Annotated in this window: 18 protein-coding genes; 11 read left to right on the forward strand and 7 right to left on the reverse strand. The window is 43.9% G+C overall.

The genetic code is table 11. From position 1 onward, the window contains the following. Positions 1-182: 182 nt before the first annotated feature. Positions 183-2663 carry a S9 family peptidase gene (locus OE749_RS11790; protein ID WP_263712660.1) on the forward strand — a complete coding sequence of 827 codons (2481 nt, stop codon included), beginning with the start codon at positions 183-185 and terminating at the stop codon, positions 2661-2663. A gap of 24 nt (positions 2664-2687) precedes the next feature. On the opposite strand, the gene rrtA is transcribed toward OE749_RS11790, so the two are convergent. After that, on the reverse strand, positions 2688-3278 hold the full coding sequence (gene rrtA / locus OE749_RS11795) for a rhombosortase (protein WP_263712661.1): 591 nt from the start codon (positions 3276-3278) through the stop codon (positions 2688-2690). 88 nt (positions 3279-3366) lie between these two features. Between rrtA and OE749_RS11800 the strand changes: the two genes are divergently transcribed. Together OE749_RS11800 and ggt are read left to right on the forward strand one after the other, a co-directional pair. Next, positions 3367-4131, forward strand: a complete 765-nt coding sequence (locus tag OE749_RS11800) for an enoyl-CoA hydratase-related protein (RefSeq protein WP_263712662.1) — start codon at positions 3367-3369, stop codon at positions 4129-4131. A gap of 16 nt (positions 4132-4147) precedes the next feature. After that, a complete protein-coding gene (ggt, locus tag OE749_RS11805) occupies positions 4148-5890 on the forward strand; it encodes a gamma-glutamyltransferase (protein WP_263712663.1) in 1743 nt (580 codons plus the stop codon). Between the two features lie 76 nt (positions 5891-5966). On the opposite strand, the gene OE749_RS11810 is transcribed toward ggt, so the two are convergent. Then, positions 5967-6437, reverse strand: a complete 471-nt coding sequence (locus OE749_RS11810; RefSeq protein WP_263712664.1) for a hypothetical protein — start codon at positions 6435-6437, stop codon at positions 5967-5969. Between the two features lie 114 nt (positions 6438-6551). Further along, entirely contained in the window at positions 6552-7517 is a 966-nt protein-coding gene (gene cysK, locus OE749_RS11815) for a cysteine synthase A (RefSeq protein ID WP_263712665.1), read from the reverse strand. A 174-nt stretch (positions 7518-7691) separates the two neighbouring features. Here cysK and OE749_RS11820 point away from each other — a divergent pair, with 174 nt between their 5' ends. The 8 genes from OE749_RS11820 to OE749_RS11855 all read left to right on the forward strand — a co-directional run bounded on the left by OE749_RS11820 (position 7692) and on the right by OE749_RS11855 (position 15878). Beyond that, positions 7692-8528, forward strand: coding sequence for an AAA family ATPase (locus OE749_RS11820; RefSeq protein WP_263712666.1), 837 nt, complete (start codon positions 7692-7694; stop codon positions 8526-8528). After that, positions 8528-9706 (forward strand): vWA domain-containing protein, encoded by a 1179-nt coding sequence (locus tag OE749_RS11825; RefSeq protein WP_263712667.1) that lies wholly within the window; start codon positions 8528-8530, stop codon positions 9704-9706. Before OE749_RS11820 ends, OE749_RS11825 begins: the two co-directional genes overlap by 1 nt. A gap of 5 nt (positions 9707-9711) precedes the next feature. Then, the gene (locus OE749_RS11830; RefSeq protein WP_263712668.1) at positions 9712-10884 is read left to right on the forward strand and encodes an RDD family protein; all 1173 of its coding nucleotides are present in this window, start codon (positions 9712-9714) and stop codon (positions 10882-10884) included. After that, on the forward strand, positions 10835-11815 hold the full coding sequence (locus tag OE749_RS11835) for an XdhC family protein (RefSeq protein ID WP_263712669.1): 981 nt from the start codon (positions 10835-10837) through the stop codon (positions 11813-11815). The genes OE749_RS11830 and OE749_RS11835 overlap by 50 nt, the downstream gene beginning before the upstream one ends. Next, a complete protein-coding gene (locus OE749_RS11840) occupies positions 11812-12426 on the forward strand; it encodes a nucleotidyltransferase family protein (protein WP_263712670.1) in 615 nt (204 codons plus the stop codon). The genes OE749_RS11835 and OE749_RS11840 overlap by 4 nt, the downstream gene beginning before the upstream one ends. Continuing rightward, a complete protein-coding gene (locus OE749_RS11845; RefSeq protein WP_263712671.1) occupies positions 12423-12890 on the forward strand; it encodes a (2Fe-2S)-binding protein in 468 nt (155 codons plus the stop codon). Before OE749_RS11840 ends, OE749_RS11845 begins: the two co-directional genes overlap by 4 nt. Continuing rightward, positions 12887-15124 (forward strand): molybdopterin cofactor-binding domain-containing protein, encoded by a 2238-nt coding sequence (locus OE749_RS11850; protein WP_263712672.1) that lies wholly within the window; start codon positions 12887-12889, stop codon positions 15122-15124. The genes OE749_RS11845 and OE749_RS11850 overlap by 4 nt, the downstream gene beginning before the upstream one ends. Before the next feature lie 121 nt (positions 15125-15245). Continuing rightward, complete coding sequence (locus OE749_RS11855) at positions 15246-15878, forward strand: rhomboid family intramembrane serine protease (protein ID WP_263712673.1); 633 nt, start codon at positions 15246-15248, stop codon at positions 15876-15878. A 254-nt stretch (positions 15879-16132) separates the two neighbouring features. On the opposite strand, the gene OE749_RS11860 is transcribed toward OE749_RS11855, so the two are convergent. The 4 genes from OE749_RS11860 to OE749_RS11875 form a co-directional block, all read right to left on the reverse strand. Further along, positions 16133-16423, reverse strand: a complete 291-nt coding sequence (locus OE749_RS11860) for a hypothetical protein (RefSeq protein ID WP_263712674.1) — start codon at positions 16421-16423, stop codon at positions 16133-16135. Positions 16424-16501: 78 nt separating this feature from the next. Next, the gene (locus OE749_RS11865; protein WP_263712675.1) at positions 16502-16972 is read right to left on the reverse strand and encodes a hypothetical protein; all 471 of its coding nucleotides are present in this window, start codon (positions 16970-16972) and stop codon (positions 16502-16504) included. A 126-nt stretch (positions 16973-17098) separates the two neighbouring features. After that, positions 17099-18463, reverse strand: coding sequence for a Fic family protein (locus OE749_RS11870; RefSeq protein ID WP_263712676.1), 1365 nt, complete (start codon positions 18461-18463; stop codon positions 17099-17101). A gap of 155 nt (positions 18464-18618) precedes the next feature. Beyond that, entirely contained in the window at positions 18619-19185 is a 567-nt protein-coding gene (locus tag OE749_RS11875; RefSeq protein WP_263712677.1) for a hypothetical protein, read from the reverse strand. Positions 19186-19322 lie beyond the last annotated feature (137 nt).

A 19322-nucleotide genomic window follows, 5' to 3' on the forward strand; every position in this document is an offset into this window, starting at 1 on the left:
TTCTATTCTGATTAATTTAACCGCTTGCTCGCTATTGCGGTGTGATCTGTATTTTGAATGAAGCAGCATTAGTGATAAGTAGTATTACTATCTTTTTACATAAAAATAAGATCACAGGTTTACCTTAAATACCTCATAGGTTTTAATACGCCTGCTAATAAAAAGTCAAATCAGGAATGAGAATGCATCAATATACAAAATCGCTATTGATGGCGGCGCTATCGGCAAGTTTGGTGGCTTGTGCGAGCGTGGACAATACCCAAACCGAGCGTGCTGCTTCAAGTAACAATAATGTATCGATTATCACACCAGAGATGGCAAAAACGCCAGAACAAGGCACATTAAGCCTCGAAAAAATTATGTCTGACCCAGATTGGCTGGGCCGACAGCCTGTCGGTGCTTATTGGCGCTTAGATGGCAATGCCGTGCTTTATTCAAGAAAGCAAGAGGGCTCACCTTTATATGATTTATATGAAAAAGAGCTACAAGACAATGGCAACGGCGATGTAGTTGCGTTAAAAAATCTCCACGTAAAAGACTATGGAAATGGCGTATTTAACCGTGACAAACGGTTATATGCTTGGGAGTTTGAAGGGAATGTGTTTTTTAAAGACGTGAAAACCGGATTGGTCCGTCAATTGACGAAAGACAACCGTAATGCGCACAGCTTGGCATTTCTTCAGGATGGTAGAATCTCTTATCATCTGAATGATGCAATAATGGCGGTAAATCCTGCAACGGGACTGGTTGAGAAACTGGTGTCGTGGAAGTATCAGGAAGCACCAAAAGCAGTAGAGCCGCCACGTGATTACATCGCGCAAGAACAGCAAAAATTGATGCGTGTGGTTGCTAAAAAGCGCAGCGATGCCGAAAAACGTTTTGAGCGTGAAAAAGCCCTCAGTGCGTCGAATGAATCTATGGCTCCTGACGACTTCTACCTTCCCAAAAACCACAGAACAGTGGCCTCAAGCCTATCTCCCAATGGTAAATGGGCGGTTGTGGTGAGTGAAGAAGATACACCATGGCGTGGTGACGAAGACATTATGCCAAATTACATTGGTGAAGACGGAAGAATTAAAGCTGAAAAAGTACGCCGTCGTGTAGCCGAAACAGAACCACAAAGTAATCAAGTTTGGTTGTTAAATCTGGCGTCGGGTGAGCAAAAAGAATTGTCTTATACTGTCCTTCCTGGCTATAACGAAGATGTGCTAGCGGCAGTGAAAAAAGAGAATGCCGAGGCAAACGGTGAAACCTATACAACCAACCGCCTTCCTCGTGATATCGGCCTGATGCAAGACTGGGGTTGGTCACAGAACGCTATCCAGTGGAACCGCAACGGCGATCAAGTCGCTATTATGCTTGAGGCGTGGGATAACAAAGATCGTTGGATTGCGACTGTTGATTTCGACAAAAAAGAATTTGTGCCACAACATCGCTTACATGATGATGCGTGGGTTAACTACACCTTTAATGAATTTGGTTGGTTAAACAACAGTGATCAGCTGTATTTTTTGTCTGAGCAAAGTGGTTACTCTCACATCTATTTGCTGTCTCCTGGACAAAAAGAACGTCAACTTACAGCAGGTAAATTTGAGGTGAGTGAGCTGACGTTGGGGGATGCCGACCAGTACATCTACTTCAAAGGTAATAAGAAACATCCTGGTATCTACGAAATTTATCGTGTAAACATTGCTTCTGGAAATGTTGAGCAGTTAACTGACTTAAATGGCATGACAGATTATGTGTTAAGTCCAGATCAGTCAAAATTGCTCCTTACTCACTCTAAGCTAACGATGCCGCCGGAGTTATACGTTAAATCAGTATCGGCCAGTAAGGCTCAAAAAATTACAAATACGGTATCAGATGAGTTTACGTCCATTGATTGGGTTGAACCGCAAATTGTGCCTGTTCCGTCGAGTCACACAAATGAACCTGTTTATGCGCGTGTGTACTTACCTGAGAATTACCTTCAGGGAGACAAAAATAAAGCCGTTGTATTCAGCCACGGTGCGGGCTATTTGCAAAATGTGCATTTGGGATGGTCGGGGTACTTCCGTGAGTTTATGTTCCATAGCTTCTTGGTTAGCCAAGGATATGTTGTGATGGACATGGACTACCGTGCGTCTAAAGGATATGGACGTGATTGGAGAACTGCTATTTATCGACATATGGGTAAGGTAGAAGTAGAAGACCTTCAAGATGGCGTAAAATGGCTTGGCGAAAACGCAAATGTTGATACAGCGCGAGTAGGGCACTATGGTGGGTCATACGGCGGTTTCATTACCTTCATGGCAATGTTTACCGATCCTGATTTATTCCAAGCGGGTGCAGCGTTACGTCCAGTGTCTGATTGGGCGCATTATAATCACGGCTATACATCTAACATCCTTAATACGCCAGATATTGACCCTATCGCGTATGAACGCAGTTCACCCATATATTTTGCTGAAGGGCTAAATGAGCCGCTACTGATGAATGCACCCATGGTAGATGACAACGTATTTTTTGTTGATGTTGTCAGATTAGTGCAGCGACTTATTGAGTTGGAAAAGGAAGATTTTGAAACTGCGATTTACCCGGTAGAAGCCCATGGCTTTGTTCAGCCAAGTTCATGGTTGGATGAATATCGAAGGATCTACAAATTGTTTGAAACTAATCTGTAGACTGTTTTTCTCTAAAGGGACGTTTTACGTCCCTTTTTTTGTGAGAAAAGGCGATAAACAATAACGCAAAAATAGAAAAGAAAATACGCCGCCTATTGCACCATACAAGTGGGCATCGACAGCGACATTGGCGTCAATAAGGGAAGCAATGGCCGCATCTGCGCCTACGGTTTGCTCGTATATTAATTTTCCAACTACGCCTACAAGCAATAGCCAGCCACTTTTCAAACCTTTTGTAATGTCAGATAACGCGCCCCACACGAAAATGCCGTGAAGCGTGCCAGACATTCCCACATACCAATGCAAGTCTTGCGAGAACAAGAAAATGCCAACCGTTGTGAACAGGCTAGATATCAACCAGACTAGGCTGTATTTTAATGTGGAGTAATGAAAATAGTGAATTTTCCAAAGTAGTAGAAGTCCTAATCCATTGAGTAATAGGTGATAATGGTTGGTGTGAAGTAAATTTGCCGAAATAAAACGCCAATATTCCCCTTCAAGGATCTTATCTTGTTCGTAAACAAGCCATACACGGCTATCATCCAGCACGGCGAGTAGAATAGAGAGTGTTAGAAACGCCAATGGCCCAATTAGGTATTTAAGGTGAAAAGACATGCAGAAATTTCAGTGTAAGTAATGCCAACCTGCATTATTGCATGGTAAGGTCTTTATATGAAAAAGGAATCTTTGTTAGGGGATAGTTATGAGTGAAATAACAGTCAACGATACACAACACGTTCGAGAAATTACGTTAAATCGTCCTAAAAAACGAAACGCATTGACGCAACCTATGTATCAAGCACTAGCTAACGCTATTGAATCTGTGAAAGATACGCCAGATGTTAGCGTGATCCTGATAAAATCAGAAGGCGAGTTCTTCTGCGCTGGAAACGACTTACACGATTTTGCGCGTGCGGCCCAAGAAAGCCACATTAGCGAAAATGTCAGATTTATGCATGCGCTAATGGAGTGTGATATCCCAGTTGTGGCCTGTATTCAGGGAAATGCGATAGGCATCGGAGTGACGATGCTGCTTCATTGCGATATTGTCGTCGCGGCTGCGAATGCGTCATTCGCGTTACCGTTTGTTGAATTAGGTCTAGTACCGGAATTCAGTTCGAGTTACCTTTTACCGAGAATGGCGGGACATCGAATCGCCAGTAAGTATTTATTACTAGGTGAACCTTTCACAGCAGAAGAAGCAATGAATGTGGGCATAATCAGCCATGTCGCATTTGAGAATGATGTAGAATCGATAACTCAGGCTATCGTCACCAAGCTGAGCCAATCGCCAAGAAGTGCCGTTGTTCACACGAAAGCACTGCTCAAAGCGAATCAACGTGAAGTGGCATTGCACATGAATGATGAGCTGGATGTATTTGTGAGTCATTTGCAATCACCTGCTGCGCAGGAAGCCGTCGCGGCACTGCTTGAAAAACGCCCTGTAAATAAAGAAATCTACCGATAACTTAAGAAGTGAATAGATGTTACTAACACGCTCATTACTCGTTTTATGCCTCTCTTTATCAGCATTTTCTTCTCAAGCTGAGCAATCGCGCGAAGATAGAGAGCCAGAAGCCGCAACGGGATTTACACAAAAGAAGGCATTCGTCGCTGATAACTATATGGTGGCCACGGCCAATCCTTTTGCCTCGTGGGCAGGTAAAAATGTGCTAAGAAAAGGGGGCAGCGCGATAGATGCTGCTATCGCTGCACAGGCAATGCTAACGCTCGTTGAACCACAATCATCGGGGATCGGCGGTGGTTCGTTCATTTTGTATTGGGATAATAAAAAGAAAGAGCTTATTACATTCGACGGACGAGAAACGGCACCGTCTAATGCAAATGGCTATTTATTTATGAAAAATGGTAAGCCAATGGCGTGGCGCGATGCGGTTGTTGGTGGCAATTCTGTCGGGGTTCCAGGTACATTGAGAGCCCTTGAAATGGCTCACTCGGAGTATGGCAAACTAGCATGGAAGGCATTGTTTGAAGACCCTGAAAAAATCGCAAAAAATGGATTTGAGGTATCAGATAGGCTTGCCAAGCTAGTGAATATGAATTTTCACCCTGGTTTAACGGAGTTTGCTGCGACAAAAAACTATTTTTATCCGGGTGGCAACGCCGTAGAAAAGGGGTATCTTCGCAAAAATCCCGCCCTTGCTAAGGTGTTTAGCGCCATTGCTAATGAAGGCGCAGACGTCTTCTATGAAGGAGAGATAGCAAAAAATATTGCAAAAACTGTTCAAAATGCGCCGATTAATCCGGGGTTATTAACCGCGGAAGATATCAAGCAATATCAGGCCATTAAGCGCCAGCCAGTGTGTGGGTCTTATCGAGAGTATAAAGTCTGTGGTATGCCGCCGCCGAGCTCAGGGGGCATTAACGTGGTGCAAATTTTAAAAATGCTCGAAGGCTTTGAGTTATCTCAATACAAACCGAATAGCGCTACGGCACTCCACTTATTTACGCAATCTTCAAGGCTGGCGTATGCCGACAGAGAAATGTACATTGCTGACTCTGACTTTACGCATTTGCCCTTTGCAGCATTGATTAATCCCACCTATTTAAAGCGACGTTCTGAATATATTACACCTGAGAAGGATATGCGTAAGGCAAGGGCGGGCAAGCCTTATGCTGAAGCTTTTATAGAGCAGGGGCTGGCGTATGAATTACCCAATACCAGCCATTTAGTGATTGTAGATGCTGAAGGCAATGCCGTTTCTATGACCAGTAGTATTGAGTTCGCTTTTGGTTCAGGCCTCATGGTAGATGGCTTTTTGCTAAACAATCAATTAACGGATTTTTCATTAAATCCTATGAAAGGCAATTATCAAGTCTTAAACCGTATCGAACCTAGAAAGCGTCCCCGCAGTGCAATGAGCCCTACGATGGTATTCAATAAAGAAGGCGAACTCATTCTTGCATTGGGCTCGCCAGGTGGAAGCCGCATTGTCAGTTACGTTGCGCAAACGTTAGTTGGCGTATTGGATTGGAATCTAGATATTCAGCAGTCGATCAATTTACCTAAAGTAACGAATCGCAATGATTACACTGCGTTAGAAAAAGGCACGGCAGCTGAAAATCTCAAACCCTTATTTGAAAAATGGGGGCATAACGTGAAAATCATTGATTTAAACAGCGGGTTACATGGTATTCAGATTAAAAATGGAAAGTTAATTGGGGGCGCTGATCCACGACGAGAAGGGGTGGCAGTCGGCGAATAATCGATTGAGTGTATCAAAAAAGTGCAGGTGTAGACTGCACTTTTTTGATTGGATAGACGTTTACTAATTAAACGTTTTACAGATACTTGTCTGCGCGCACTTTGCTGACTTTCCAGTCGCCATCCATTTTAACCATTTCAACAACACGAATGTCTTCGTGTTTTTTATCGTGGCGATGACCCGTGAAAAAGACTGATACCACAGCTTTTTTGGCAAATTCAGCTCGACCAACGCTATTACCTGCATCAGGCTGAATTTCCACTTCGTCGTATATAAGGTTGAGCACATGCCGTTGAACATTTCTGTTGTTGTGATAGGACTGAAGAAGCCTTCCCATTCGAGGGGTGCTCAGTTCAACCGCACCGTTTAAATTGCTGTCGTAGTAAATATGTTCAAAAAACTTCATGGCCGCATAGTGGGGAGTATTAGGATCGAGCATCCCATATTTGCCCGCACTTTGATTTTGAACGTCATCATTGTCGCTACACGCTTGAAGCGTAAAAGCAAAAAATACAATGTATAAAAATCGAGGAAATAACTTAAGCATGTTCCATTCTTTGTCGTGAAATATGCTTATTAGTCTGCGTGGATAGTTACAAAAAGTAAAGGGAACACGAATGTTCCCTTTAAAACAACATAATGATTGGTGTTTAAGTGTGGTTTACTGAACTTCTTCTTGCTCAGAAAACTCGCCAGCGAACAGAGGGCTACTCAGGTAACGCTCTGCTGAGCTTGGGAAAATCACCACAACGTTTTTACCTGCATTTTCAGGCTTTTCAGCAACACGTTTAGCCGCCACCATCGCAGCACCGGTTGAAATACCCGCAAGAATACCTTCTTCTTTCATTAGGCGATGTGACATTTCCATCGCTTCTTCGTTGGTAACTTGCTCTACGGTGTCTACCATTTCAAGATCTAGGTTACCTGGAATGAAGCCAGCACCAATGCCTTGAATTTTATGTGGGCCAGGCGTTAGGTCTTCACCGTTTTTCGCTTGGGTAATTACTGGTGAATCCGTTGGTTCTACGGCTACAGTCAAGATGTCTTTGCCTTGCGTTTTCTTGAGGTAGCGACTTACACCAGTAATTGTTCCGCCAGTTCCAACACCAGCAACAAAGATGTCGACTTTTCCGTCGGTGTCTTTCCAGATCTCCGGCCCTGTTGTTTTTTCATGAATTTCAGGGTTAGCGGGGTTATCAAATTGTTGTAGCAAAACGAATTTATCTGGGTTTGAATCTACAATTTCTTGTGCTTTTGCAACGGCACCTTTCATCCCTTTTGCGGGCTCAGTCAACACCACATTTGCACCAAGCGCTTTAAGCAGTTTACGGCGCTCAAGGCTCATGCTGCTTGGCATGGTTAGGGTTAATTTGTATCCACGAGAGGCTGCGACGAATGCCAATGCAATGCCTGTGTTACCACTCGTTGGTTCAACCAACTCTTTACCTTCTGTTAAAACACCGCGCTTTTCAGCGTCCCAAATCATGTTTGCACCGATACGGCACTTCACACTGAAGCTGGGGTTTCTCGCTTCCATTTTCGCGTAAACATTACCTGTAGTAACGCGATTTAGTTTTACTAAAGGTGTATTACCAATAGACAATGAGTTATCTTCATAAACGTGCATAGGTATTCCTTGCTAAATAAACAGGTATTTGCGTTAAACTATTTGGTATGGCACAAATAACCCGCGTAATAACGTATGGTTATAAGATGAAGGCGAGTTGTTTTTTTTCAAAGTGCTTTTCGCTATATCTTATCGTTTTAATTTACATACATTAACAAGTTCTGAGGATTTTTCATGTCTTTTGGCAGTACTGATAACTACATCGTGAGTAAAGAGCTTCAATTGGCGGTAAACGCAGCAATCACGCTACAAAGACCGCTATTAATTAAAGGTGAGCCCGGTACAGGCAAAACGATGCTGGCTGAAGAGCTTGCTGCTTCCCTTGGAACCGAGTTGATTCAATGGCACATTAAATCTACAACCAAAGCACAACAAGGGTTGTATGAATACGATGCGGTTTCGCGTTTACGTGACTCTCAACTAGGTGATGAACGTGTAAAAGATATCGCAAACTACATTGTGAAAGGCAAACTGTGGCAGGCATTTGAATCTGAAAAACCTCCCGTTTTGCTGATAGATGAAATCGATAAAGCAGATATCGAATTTCCAAATGATCTACTCCAAGAACTCGACAAAATGGAGTTCTTTGTATACGAGACGCAACAATTGGTGAAAGCGAAACATCGCCCAATCATCATTATTACGTCGAACAATGAAAAAGAGTTACCCGATGCGTTTCTTCGTCGATGCTTTTTCCACTACATTGCGTTCCCAAGTAAAGAAGAAATGCAAGATATCGTTGATGTGCATTTTTCTAATCTGAAACCTAAGTTGCTGGAACAAGCACTTGAGTCTTTCTTTGGTATTCGTGAAATACCCGGATTAAAGAAAAAGCCATCTACGTCAGAGTTAATCGACTGGTTGAAGCTGTTGGTTGCCGAAGATATTCCGCCTGAGGCATTGCAAAACAAAGATAATAAAACCGCCATTCCGCCACTATATGGTGCCTTGCTCAAAAATGAACAAGACATCCACCTATTTGAAAAATTGGTATTTATGGCTCGCCGATAATGTTGGTAGATTTCTTTTTCACATTAAGAAAGCACAAGGTGAAATCCAGTTTACGTGAATTGCTGGATTTGCTTGGCGCGTTAGAAAAAGGCGTGGTGTTTGCCGATATTGAAGCCTTCTATTATTTGTCACGGCTTACTTTGGTAAAAGATGAAAGCCAATTCGACAAATTTGATCGTGCGTTCGCTGACTATTTTGAGGGTGTGGAGGCCATCGATTTGTTTGGCAAAGACATACCAGATGAATGGTTGCGTAAAGAATTTGAGAAACACCTTAGCGAAGAAGAAAAAAAGCAAATCGAGGCAATGGGTGGGCTCGATAAATTAATGGAGACCTTGAAAAAACGTCTTGAAGAGCAGCAAAAGCGCCACCAAGGCGGTAACAAGTGGATAGGCACTGGTGGTACATCGCCGTTTGGGGCCTATGGGTATAATCCAGAAGGTATTCGTATTGGGCAAGATGGCAACCGTAATTTTTCTGCAGTAAAGGTATGGGACAAACGCGAGTTTAAAAATTTATCGTCTGATGTGGAGTTGGGAACGCGCAATATTAAAGTGGCGCTACGTAAACTCAGGCAATTCGCGCGAACAGGCGCAGCCGATGAACTCGACATGCAGGCCACGATTGGAAAAACAGCGAAAAACGCAGGGTATTTAGACATACAAATGGTGCCAGAGCGCCACAACGCGGTCAAAGTGCTGATGTTTTTTGATGTAGGCGGCTCGATGGATGCACATATTCAAACCTGTGAAGAGTTGTTTTCGGCGGTGCATACGGAGTTCAAGCACCTTGAATTTTTTTACTTTCATAACTGTATTTACGAAGGTGTGTGGCGTGATAATCAACGCCGCCATCAAGAGTCTATTCCCCTTTGGGATATTCTTCACAAATACGGCCCTGACTATAAAGTGATTATTGTCGGTGATGCCACCATGGGTCCTTATGAGATTACGTATGCGGGTGGCAGTGTTGAACATTGGAACGAAGAGCCGGGCTCAGTATGGCTGCAACGCTTATTAAACCAATATAGCCATGCTATTTGGCTTAATCCGCAACCAGAAGCGTATTGGCAGTATTACGCATCGATCAAAATTTTGCATGAGTTAATGGAAGGGAAGATGTTTCCTATGACGATTAACGGGCTCACTGACGGTATAAAAGCATTAATTAAGAGGTAAAAGACGTGCAAGGAAGCGAAGTAAATATCCTGCATATCGGTAAAGGCAAAGAAACCCGAGAGGTAGTCACGCCGCAAGCTTTTTCAGTATCTGATGACTTAATTGGTCGAGCACTTGCCACGCCGCTACAGCGAGCAGGCGCGTTACTGTTAGATTTACTGTTAGTTTTGATTTTAACCGACGTAAGTCCTGTGTTTTTAGCTGGTTTTGTTGCTGTGATGTTTTTCAGAGCAGGGAACCGACTAAAGCTGAAAAAAAACTATAATGCACTGCGTTTGTTCTTAAGATTTATGACTGCCACATTACTATTTGTCTTTGCTATTGGCCTATTTGATGCGCTGGTGGGTCCACAAGATCCGCCTAGTAAACCTCAATCGTCGCGTTCTGACGTGCTTGTTGTCGATAGTGAAGACACTGCCGCTCGTAATGTAGCTGTCACCGACGCGATTGAGTTATTGGCTTATTCTGCAAAATACAAACAGAGCGTCAAAGACATTCCTAACCGTATCACCCACGGCGAATGCGCCAGTGAGGCTGCGTGTTACGAAACTGCGTTGTTTGAGTTTGGCGAATTGATAGCGGAATTAGACTTGCCGTTGCCTACCAGGAAAAGCCTAGTTGCCGATGAGTTAAACGACGTTGAACAGGTTTTTTCGGCATCTGATCGAGAACGTATTCAAGGCGACCTTTATCAGCTGTTAACGTCTAAACACGAAGAAAAAATCGCAGATATCAACCCTCAAGAAGACGCCACTGTTCAAGAACGAGAGGCAGAAGAACAAGATGACACTTTTGGTTACAGCCTTGTTCAATGGGCTAAAGGCATTGCGGGTGATCTTGGTCTAGGCTTTGGTTGGGCTGCGTTATATTTTACTGCGTTTACCACGTGGTTAGGTGGGTACACGCCGGGTAAAAAGGTGTTTGGCATTAAAGTTGTCAAACTCGATGGAAGTGCAATGAATTTGTGGGAAAGCTTTGGTCGTTACGGCGGTTACGGCGCGGGTATCGCCACGGGTTTATTGGGCTTCCTGCAATTGATGTGGGATCCTAATCGCCAGGCCATACAAGATAAAATTTCAGAGACACTGGTAATTAACACCAGAAAATCAAAGGTAAAGGTAGAATATATTGATTCACAATCACCCCAAAGCGCTTCTCAATCATTGGTTAAATCATAAAGGCGACTGTGCTTGGGTACTGGCGACGTTAGTTCGCACTGAAGGATCGTCATACAGAAAGCCAGGCGCGATGATGTTCATCAACGAATATGGCCAGTATTTCGGTATGGTGAGTGGGGGATGTATAGATGAAGATCTTCTTTTGCACGCGCGAAAATGTCTTGATGCGAATCAGTGCGTATATCGAATCTACGATTTATCAGACGAATATGAAGGGCAAGGGCCTGAGTTGGGGTGTGGCGGCAAAATAGAGGTAGTGCTGCAACCCATCCGCAAAGACAATCAATACCTTGGGTTGGAGGAACTCAGCACTCGCCTGAATTCACGGTTAGCTGCACACTATTCGCTAAACATACGCTCTACAACACCTGATAATCACTGTGTTACGCCTAATACTAACGCCGAGTTATCGTCAGACTATGTCACGTTCAGACTCGAGCCGCCAAAACATTTACTCATTATTGGTGGTGGTGTTGATGCGATTCCGGTTGCGCAACTCGCCAAGCAAATGGGTTGGGAGGTGAGTGTGTATGACCCTCGCACTCGAAATGCGCGTCCATCGGATTTTAAAGGCGTGGATCGACTTATTCGAAGCCCTATAGCAACATTACCAACGCTAGAGGTATTAACGTGTATAGAGGGTGCTGTTGTTATGAGCCATAGCGTATCAATTGATGCAGCGGGGCTGACTGCATTAAACAATAGCTCCGCGAAATACGTGGCGTTGCTGGGGCCAAGCCATCGGGCAGAAAAAGTAATGTCCAGAGCAGCGTTGACACTGTCAGATTTACGTTATCAATTGGCAAGTCCGGCAGGTTTGAACTTAGGTGGCGACTTGCCTGAATCAATTGCCTTATCGATTATTTCAGAGGCCCATGCCTATTTTGCACGTCAAACCGCCCATTCTTTATCAGGTGCTTTACACACGTGAAAACATTGGTTGCTATTCTTGCTGCTGGTGAATCCTCGCGATTTGGTGGCAGAAAACAATTTGCTGACATTCACGGGCAACCCCTTTTACAGCGTGCGCAAAATACAGTGTTACGTGCAGACCTTGCCGATTGCGAACACTGTGTGGTGGTGGGAGCGTTTGCGCAGGAGGTTAGCACGTTAGTTAAGCCACCTTTTAGCGTGGTGAATAACCCCAATTGGCAAAACGGGATTGGCGCCAGTATAAAGTGCGCGGTGAATGAGGCCATTGAACGCCAATGCTCGCACCTGTTATTAGTGCTTGGAGACCAGCTTGCATTGACAGAAGACGATATTCAATTATTACACGCAAACGCAATCGCCCATCCAGATTCGCTAATTTGCGCGAAATATGAAAACACACTGGGTGTGCCCGCTATTTTCCCTGCCGATCGATTTGCGCAACTTATCGCAATTGATGATAAAAAAGGGGCGAAGTGTGTTATCCATGACAACCAATATGCACGTGTCGAGGTTGCGCTCGAACGGGCAAAACATGATCTTGATACACAAGAAGCACTTCGTTGCTGGACGATGTCTGTGGTCAATAATAACGACAAGGACCCAACATGATTAAATTTACCCTAAATGAAAAACCGACAACCGTTGATGTTGACCCCGATATGCCTCTACTTTGGGTCTTACGCGACGAACTCGACATGACAGGCACAAAGTTTGGCTGTGGAATGGCACAATGTGGTGCCTGTACCGTGCATCTAGACGGCAAACCCATCCGCGCCTGCGTAATGCCAGTTTCTGCGATACAAAATAAATCGGTGACAACCATCGAAGGTATAGCCGTAAATGGCAAACATCAGGTTCAAGAGGCGTGGAAAAAACACAAAGTGCCTCAGTGTGGGTATTGTCAGTCTGGTCAGATAATGAGCGCAGTGGCACTGATTGAAGAGAATCCGAGTCCAAACGAAGCACAGATTAACGAGGCCATGAAAGGCAATTTATGCCGATGTGGTACCTACACAAGAATTAAGTCTGCCCTTATGGAGATATCAGAGGCGAATAAGGGAGAGGCGAAATGAAGAATTTAACTTCTCTTGACCGACGTCGCTTTTTAAAGCTGACTGGACTAGCTGGCGGTGCATTAGTATTGGGGGCAACTACGCCATTGAGTATGCCAGTTTGGGCATCTGATAATGCCGACAGCACCCGGCTTAATTTATTCGTTAGCATTCTAGAAGATAATACGGTAGAGATTGTTTGCCATCGAAGTGAAATGGGGCAAGGCGTACGAACTGGCGTCCCGCAAATTATTGCTGATGAGCTAGGCGCCAGCTGGGATACCATTCGCGTCGTCCAAGGCTTAGCAAATCAAGCCTACGGTAGCCAAAATACAGATGGTTCGAGCTCTGTACGCGGCGTGTTTAACACCCTTCGAAAAATGGGCTCAACAGCACGTACCATGCTTGAGCAAGCAGCAGCTGAAAAGTGGGGCGTCTCAGTTTCTGACGTAGAAGCACGAGACAGCCAGATTGTTATGAAAGACGGTTCTCGCAGTGCCACATTTGCCTCGTTGGCGGCAAGTGCCAGTAAGCGCGCTTTACCTGACGAGAAAACCATTACACTCAAATCCAAAGCCGACTTTTCGTTAATTGGTAAAGATGTCGAAATCGTGGATATGGATGACATGCTAACAGGGAACACCACGTTCGGTCAGGATGTTCGGTTACCCAACATGGTCTTTGCCAGTATTGAGCGATGCCCTGTCACGGGCGGAAAAGTCACCTCTTTTGATAAAGATGCGGCAATGAAAGTCAAAGGCGTAGTCGATGTTATTCTTATGCCAGAACAAGCCATGCCCGCGTTATTTTCTCCGGTTTCTGGTGTTGCTGTGATTGCCACCAATACGTGGTCTGCGTTGCAAGGCAGAAAAGCCTTAAACATTAAGTGGGATCTTGGCGAACATGCTGCTCACCAGTCTGGGCCATTTCATGAAACCTTAAAAAAACGGGTGTTAGAAAAAGGCGAAGTGATACGCTCTGCTGGCAATGCATACAGCGAATACGACAATGCCGCTCGCCAGTTTGAAGCTACCTACACCGTGCCTTATCTTGTGCACGCACAAATGGAACCCGTATCGGCAACAGCTGAATACAAAGATGGCAAGTTTGAAATTTGGGCATGTACGCAAGCACCTCAGCGGGCGCAACGCGTGGTGTCTGAGTTTTTTGAACTAGAACGTGAAGACGTTAACGTGCATGTTACTCTGCTAGGTGGCGGATTTGGCCGAAAATCAAAGCCAGACTATGTAGTGGAAGCCGCGTATTTGGCTAAAAAAGCGCAACGTCCTGTGAAAGTGGTGTGGAGCCGTGAAGACGACATGCAACATGGTTATTACCATGCAGTGAGTGCCATGCACTATCAAGCGGGAATGAGTGATAAAGGCGTAGACAGCTGGATTCAGCGCACGGCATTTCCGAGCATCAGTTTTACTTTCACAGGTACAACAGATTCACCTCAAACAGGCGAACTATCTCTGGGCTTTGGTGATATGCCATTTTCTGTTAAGCACCTCAGTTGTGAGAAAAACAAAGCAGAAGGTCACACCCGTATTGGGTGGATGCGTTCAGTGAGTAATATCCATCATGCCTTCGCTCAAGGCAGCTTTGTGGATGAACTGGCACATGAAAACCAGCAAGATCCGCTATCTATGTGGCTATCTTTATTGGGCGATGACCGTATTGTAGATGTGAAGTCACAAGGGTTTGAATACAGCAACTATCAAGCGCCGCTAGAAGAGCAACCCATAGATACAAAACGGCTCAAACATGCGATTAAATTGGTTGTGGAAAAATCGGGGGCAGATAAACCGACTAAAAAAGGCGAGGGCTGGGGGATCAGCGTACATCGTAGTTTTGTGTCTTATGTTGCCGTCGCGACCAAGGTAAAAGTAGAAGACGGAAAAGTCATCGTGCTGGAAATGCACTCAACGATAGATGCCGGAACCGTGGTTAACCCTGACCGCGTGAAAGCGCAACAAGAAGGCTCAATGGTATTTGGTTTATCGTTGGCACTAATGGGCGAGATAACCTTTACCGATGGCGCGGTCGACCAGTCGAATTATCACGACTATCAAATTTTAAGAATGAACCAGTGCCCGCGTATTTACACCTACATTATTGAAAATGACGAACCACCGGGCGGAGTAGGAGAGCCGGGTACACCGCCAGTGGCCGCCAGTTTGGCAAATGCAATTTTCAATGCGAGTGGCAAACGCATACGCGACCTACCTATCAGCAAACATTATCAAGTGTAACGATAGCGTAAGCTACGATATATACATGCAGTTAGGCTAAAACAACGCCTGACTGCATGCCTCTACTCACTCGCTGCGTTCAATGGGTTGCGTTCTCCCATTTTGTCCCAATAACGTAAACATGAAACCAATTCGTTTATTTACCCCCATTCTTATCAAAGTCAGCTTCGTTGTGAGCATACTCTGGTGTATTAAATCTGTTGAAGTGTTGTTTAATGTGGACTTGGGTTTCCTCGGCGTGGTGCCAAGGGAATTAACCGGATTAGTTGGGATTTTGACTGCGCCGCTGATTCACGGCTCTTACTCCCATTTATTCAGTAACACCTTGCCATTACTGCTACTGTCTACTGGTTTGTGGTATGGGTATCCAAAAAGTCGAATACGCGTATTAACCGTGGTGTGGCTGATATCTGGTATCGGAGTGTGGTTGTTTGCAAGAGGCGCGACACACATTGGCGCAAGCGGCTTAACGCACGGCTTATTCTTCTTTTTGTTAGTGGTCAGCATGTTCAGGCGCGACAAGCGCTCAGTGGTACTAATGATGATTGCGTTCTTTATGTATGGCTCGATGGTATTGACTATATTTCCCAGAGAGCCACATATTTCCTTCGAATACCATTTCTTTGGCGCATTAGCGGGCATCGTGTCAGCGTGTTTATGGCACAACCGCGACCCGAAAATGCAAGAAAAACAATACCGCTGGGAGCAAGTGGAAGAAGACGACCCCATCATCGGCGATCAGTGGAGAGAGTAGGGTGAATATCTCAACAGCGGGTGATGAAGTGATGTTTTCTGCTAAACTCCTATCAGAGGGGGATGTCTGCTGAAGGCAAGGAACGGACAGTCGCAAGCTGTGTTGAGGCGATCTAATGGAGATGATAGGAATAGAGTTGTGAATTCTGCAAAGCTGACATTGAACGCCTTGCCAATGGGCAATTGCGAACGTTGTTGGGCGAAGCCCGGAGAGTAATTGTCCCGCCTGCGAAGCGGGCGTAATTCGGCAACTTGTTAACTGTCTTCATACTTTGCAATTACTTCCTTCCATCCTAAAGTAACCAAAACCCAATTAGCTTTGTTTACTACTTCTTTCCATTCGTTGCTTTTATGCAATTCAATCAAGGTATCGGCTAAAGTATTAACTCTTTCATCATAGAACGAATCAAACTCTTCTAACACGTCTAACTCGTCAGTTGAAAAAGAACTCCTAAATGATTCTGCACTCGGGTGATAAAAATCATCAAACCATTGATTCACCAGCTCCCAAGCAACATTAGCAGTTGTAGTAGTTTGGTACTTCACCTGAGACTCAAGATCAGATATCAACCGAACTGTGTTTATTATGTTTACTCTATCTGGGCTCATGGAGACAGTTAACGCTTAGCTAAACGGCACAGAAACGTTGGCTATAATCGCGCCTGCGCGAGCCAACGTTTTTGTGTCCGATTTAAGCTTTTTGTTAGGTAAACATTCATTGGTGACTGATAAACCTAGATCGATATTTGCAACAATATAACCATATTCACGCTTTGATAGCTGACCCTGATGGTAATTTTGTTTTGCAAGTTCATGATCCCATTGCTGACCACATGGTGGTTTAGGAATACTCGTATCAATGGCTAGCAAATATTCTTGCGAAGGGTCTAACTTACGACCTTTCTTGACAGCATCTTTAGCACAAAGACTAAGAGCATATTCTACTGCAAATTTGTCAACACTTGGGAGACCAACAAACTCCACGTCGCACGTCAAAATACGCTCCCCCGTTGAAGTAGTTGTAAATAATTTTCCTGTAGTGCAAGCCGACAATAATAGAACCAACCCTGTTACAGTAAATAAATGCTTTTTCACAACTCTCCTTGTTTACCTAACGCCCACATAAGGGGCAGTAACACGTGGGCTAAAATCCGAGCGAAGCGACAGTGCCCACGTGTTACTTTCCCAGCGAGCGACTTAATGTGATTGTTAGCTCCCGATCTATTTTTTCGCATTCCAATCTTTAAGAATTTTCTTTTGGCTTACCATGCTAAAAACCCATTCACGACCTTGTTTTTCCTTTTTGAAGAGTTTCATGTCTACAAGGCCATTTAGTGCAGAAGATGCAGTATTATAGGAACATCCTAAGTTTTCTTTTACATTCGAAGCCGTAAAAAAATGAGCAACTCCGCTCCGTGCTACTTGGAATATTTTCTGTTGTTTATCAGATAATTTTTTATATAAACCAGATTTCCATAGCCAAACATTAAACTCTTCAGCCTCTTTTAGAGTCCGTTGGTAAGAGTCCTTAAACTTGTTTATAGCCCTAATAATTATTGAGCATTGATAATCAATGAAATAAGTCAAATCCATTTCGTCTGATTCTGTATAAAGATAACTTTTCCCGTATTGAACAGGTGCATTTTTCAATAGCAGACTTATAGTGATGTATCTAAATGCAGAAAAATCATTTTTAAACATATACCAATAGAAAAGAGCCCTTGCAACTCGCCCATTTCCATCTCTAAATGGATGCTCAAAACCGATGAGAAAATGAATTATGATTGCCTTTACCAATGGATGGAAGTAGTCACGATTATCTGTATCGTGATGACATTTATTTACCCAACTACAGATTTTTTTTAAACGGGCCTTCAGGTTTTCTGCTAAAGGCGGCTGATGAACAATATTACCCTCAGCATCAACAACTTTCACATCGTCAGTTTTCCGAAACACACCTGGTGTGTAGTTATCATCGTCAATCCCATCGACGCCGATTTGATGTAAGTCCCTAATAAAATCAAGTGTTAGATCTTTATCTCTATTCTCCCATGCGAAATTCATCATTTTGAAATTACCGATGATCATTTTTTCATCTAGGCTTCTAGGCTTTCGTTTCCTTTTCAACAAGTCTTTTGCAACTTCAGTAGTAGTAGCAGCTCCCTCGAGTTGACTGCTGCTTATTGCTTCGTCTTCGACCAAATCATTTAATAAGTATTCGAGGTGCTTTTCTTCACCGATTTTTGAGCACATCCACTCGAGAGAAGCGCTTGTTGTATTCCTGTCTGTTTCACTTATGGCTTTTTGCATGTTGGGAGTCAGAAAAAAACGCCCCACTTCATTGGAATCCCCAAGAGGAAGAATTCTTTTTAATTGTCTAAATCTAGCAGTTTTTACAATTGACCATGCTAAATCTTTATCTAAATCGTTGGAAAATCTATAACGAAGCTGGTCATAGTGAAGGTACCTCCCTTTATTGTCGGTAGGAGATAAAAGTTCAATATATTCTTTCAGGTGCTCACTGTGCTTCTCCAGAGCGAGCTGCAAGGGGTTACTGATAAGTTCTTTTGGTGGAGAAGCAATCATTGTAATCTCAAAATTGTGAATAATTGAGATAAGAGTATATTAAAAACTAGGTTTTGTCTCAAAAAACTTTAAAATTGAGATAAGGGGGCTAACGGCGTTATAACTGGCGCAGCTTTGCTGCGTCCGGCGCCGAAGGCGCGAAGTTGATAACCTTGTTAGGCATTTTCACCCGCACCGTTTGCAGTAGATTGAACTAAACCATTAAAGAAGGCAGCTATTAACTCGTTGAACCACGAGCACGCCACTTTGCAGGCTGATATTTCAGAATCCGATACCTCGAACTCTGAGGGGGTTTTGGGGTGGGTGATACGGTTTCTGACCTGTTGCGCCTCAAGAAACTTATTCCAAGGGTCGCTGCCAACTTCTAGATCAACTTCTATTCTGAAGTACTTTTCTACGACCAAGAAAGTGAACCTGATATTTTCTGGCAGCTTTAGAAACTTTGCTTGCTCTTTAGGCTGCCCGTTACTCTTAAGGTCATATGTTTTATCAGATAACAATGCGTACTCAGCGGCACTCAATTTTTTTACTTTTCCTTCTTGTACAGGAGCATGAAGTACCGTTTGCTTTAAGGTCCATGTGGAGCCTTCGATTAACGCAAATAGGCTTCGAATATATGCTCTACGAGTGTACTGATTATCCTCTGCATCCAACGCTTTCTCTGCCCAATGTGCATCATCAAGCATGGGCATCAATCTATCTTTTATATCACCTAACTTCACTATTGCTCCTGATGCCTAACAATTTAATAATGCGCAAATTGCGCGTTTTTCTACCGAGCATGTGCTCGTTTTCATCCATATTGCCACGATTACCAATTTAATTAAAGCCAAGCAAGATAGAGGATTCAGGCTGGTTG

Source organism: Fluctibacter corallii, assembly GCF_025751585.1.
In the GTDB taxonomy this organism is placed as follows: domain Bacteria; phylum Pseudomonadota; class Gammaproteobacteria; order Enterobacterales; family Alteromonadaceae; genus Fluctibacter_A; species Fluctibacter_A corallii.

Coding starts and splice junctions, on each gene's coding strand:
- OE749_RS11790 (WP_263712660.1), top strand. CDS start 183: ATGCATCAATATACAAAATCGCTATTGATGGCGGCGCTATCGGCAAGT.
- rrtA (WP_263712661.1), bottom strand. CDS start 3,278: ATGTCTTTTCACCTTAAATACCTAATTGGGCCATTGGCGTTTCTAACA.
- OE749_RS11800 (WP_263712662.1), top strand. CDS start 3,367: ATGAGTGAAATAACAGTCAACGATACACAACACGTTCGAGAAATTACG.
- ggt (WP_263712663.1), top strand. CDS start 4,148: ATGTTACTAACACGCTCATTACTCGTTTTATGCCTCTCTTTATCAGCA.
- OE749_RS11810 (WP_263712664.1), bottom strand. CDS start 6,437: ATGCTTAAGTTATTTCCTCGATTTTTATACATTGTATTTTTTGCTTTT.
- cysK (WP_263712665.1), bottom strand. CDS start 7,517: ATGCACGTTTATGAAGATAACTCATTGTCTATTGGTAATACACCTTTA.
- OE749_RS11820 (WP_263712666.1), top strand. CDS start 7,692: ATGTCTTTTGGCAGTACTGATAACTACATCGTGAGTAAAGAGCTTCAA.
- OE749_RS11825 (WP_263712667.1), top strand. CDS start 8,528: ATGTTGGTAGATTTCTTTTTCACATTAAGAAAGCACAAGGTGAAATCC.
- OE749_RS11845 (WP_263712671.1), top strand. CDS start 12,423: ATGATTAAATTTACCCTAAATGAAAAACCGACAACCGTTGATGTTGAC.
- OE749_RS11850 (WP_263712672.1), top strand. CDS start 12,887: ATGAAGAATTTAACTTCTCTTGACCGACGTCGCTTTTTAAAGCTGACT.
- OE749_RS11855 (WP_263712673.1), top strand. CDS start 15,246: ATGAAACCAATTCGTTTATTTACCCCCATTCTTATCAAAGTCAGCTTC.
- OE749_RS11870 (WP_263712676.1), bottom strand. CDS start 18,463: ATGATTGCTTCTCCACCAAAAGAACTTATCAGTAACCCCTTGCAGCTC.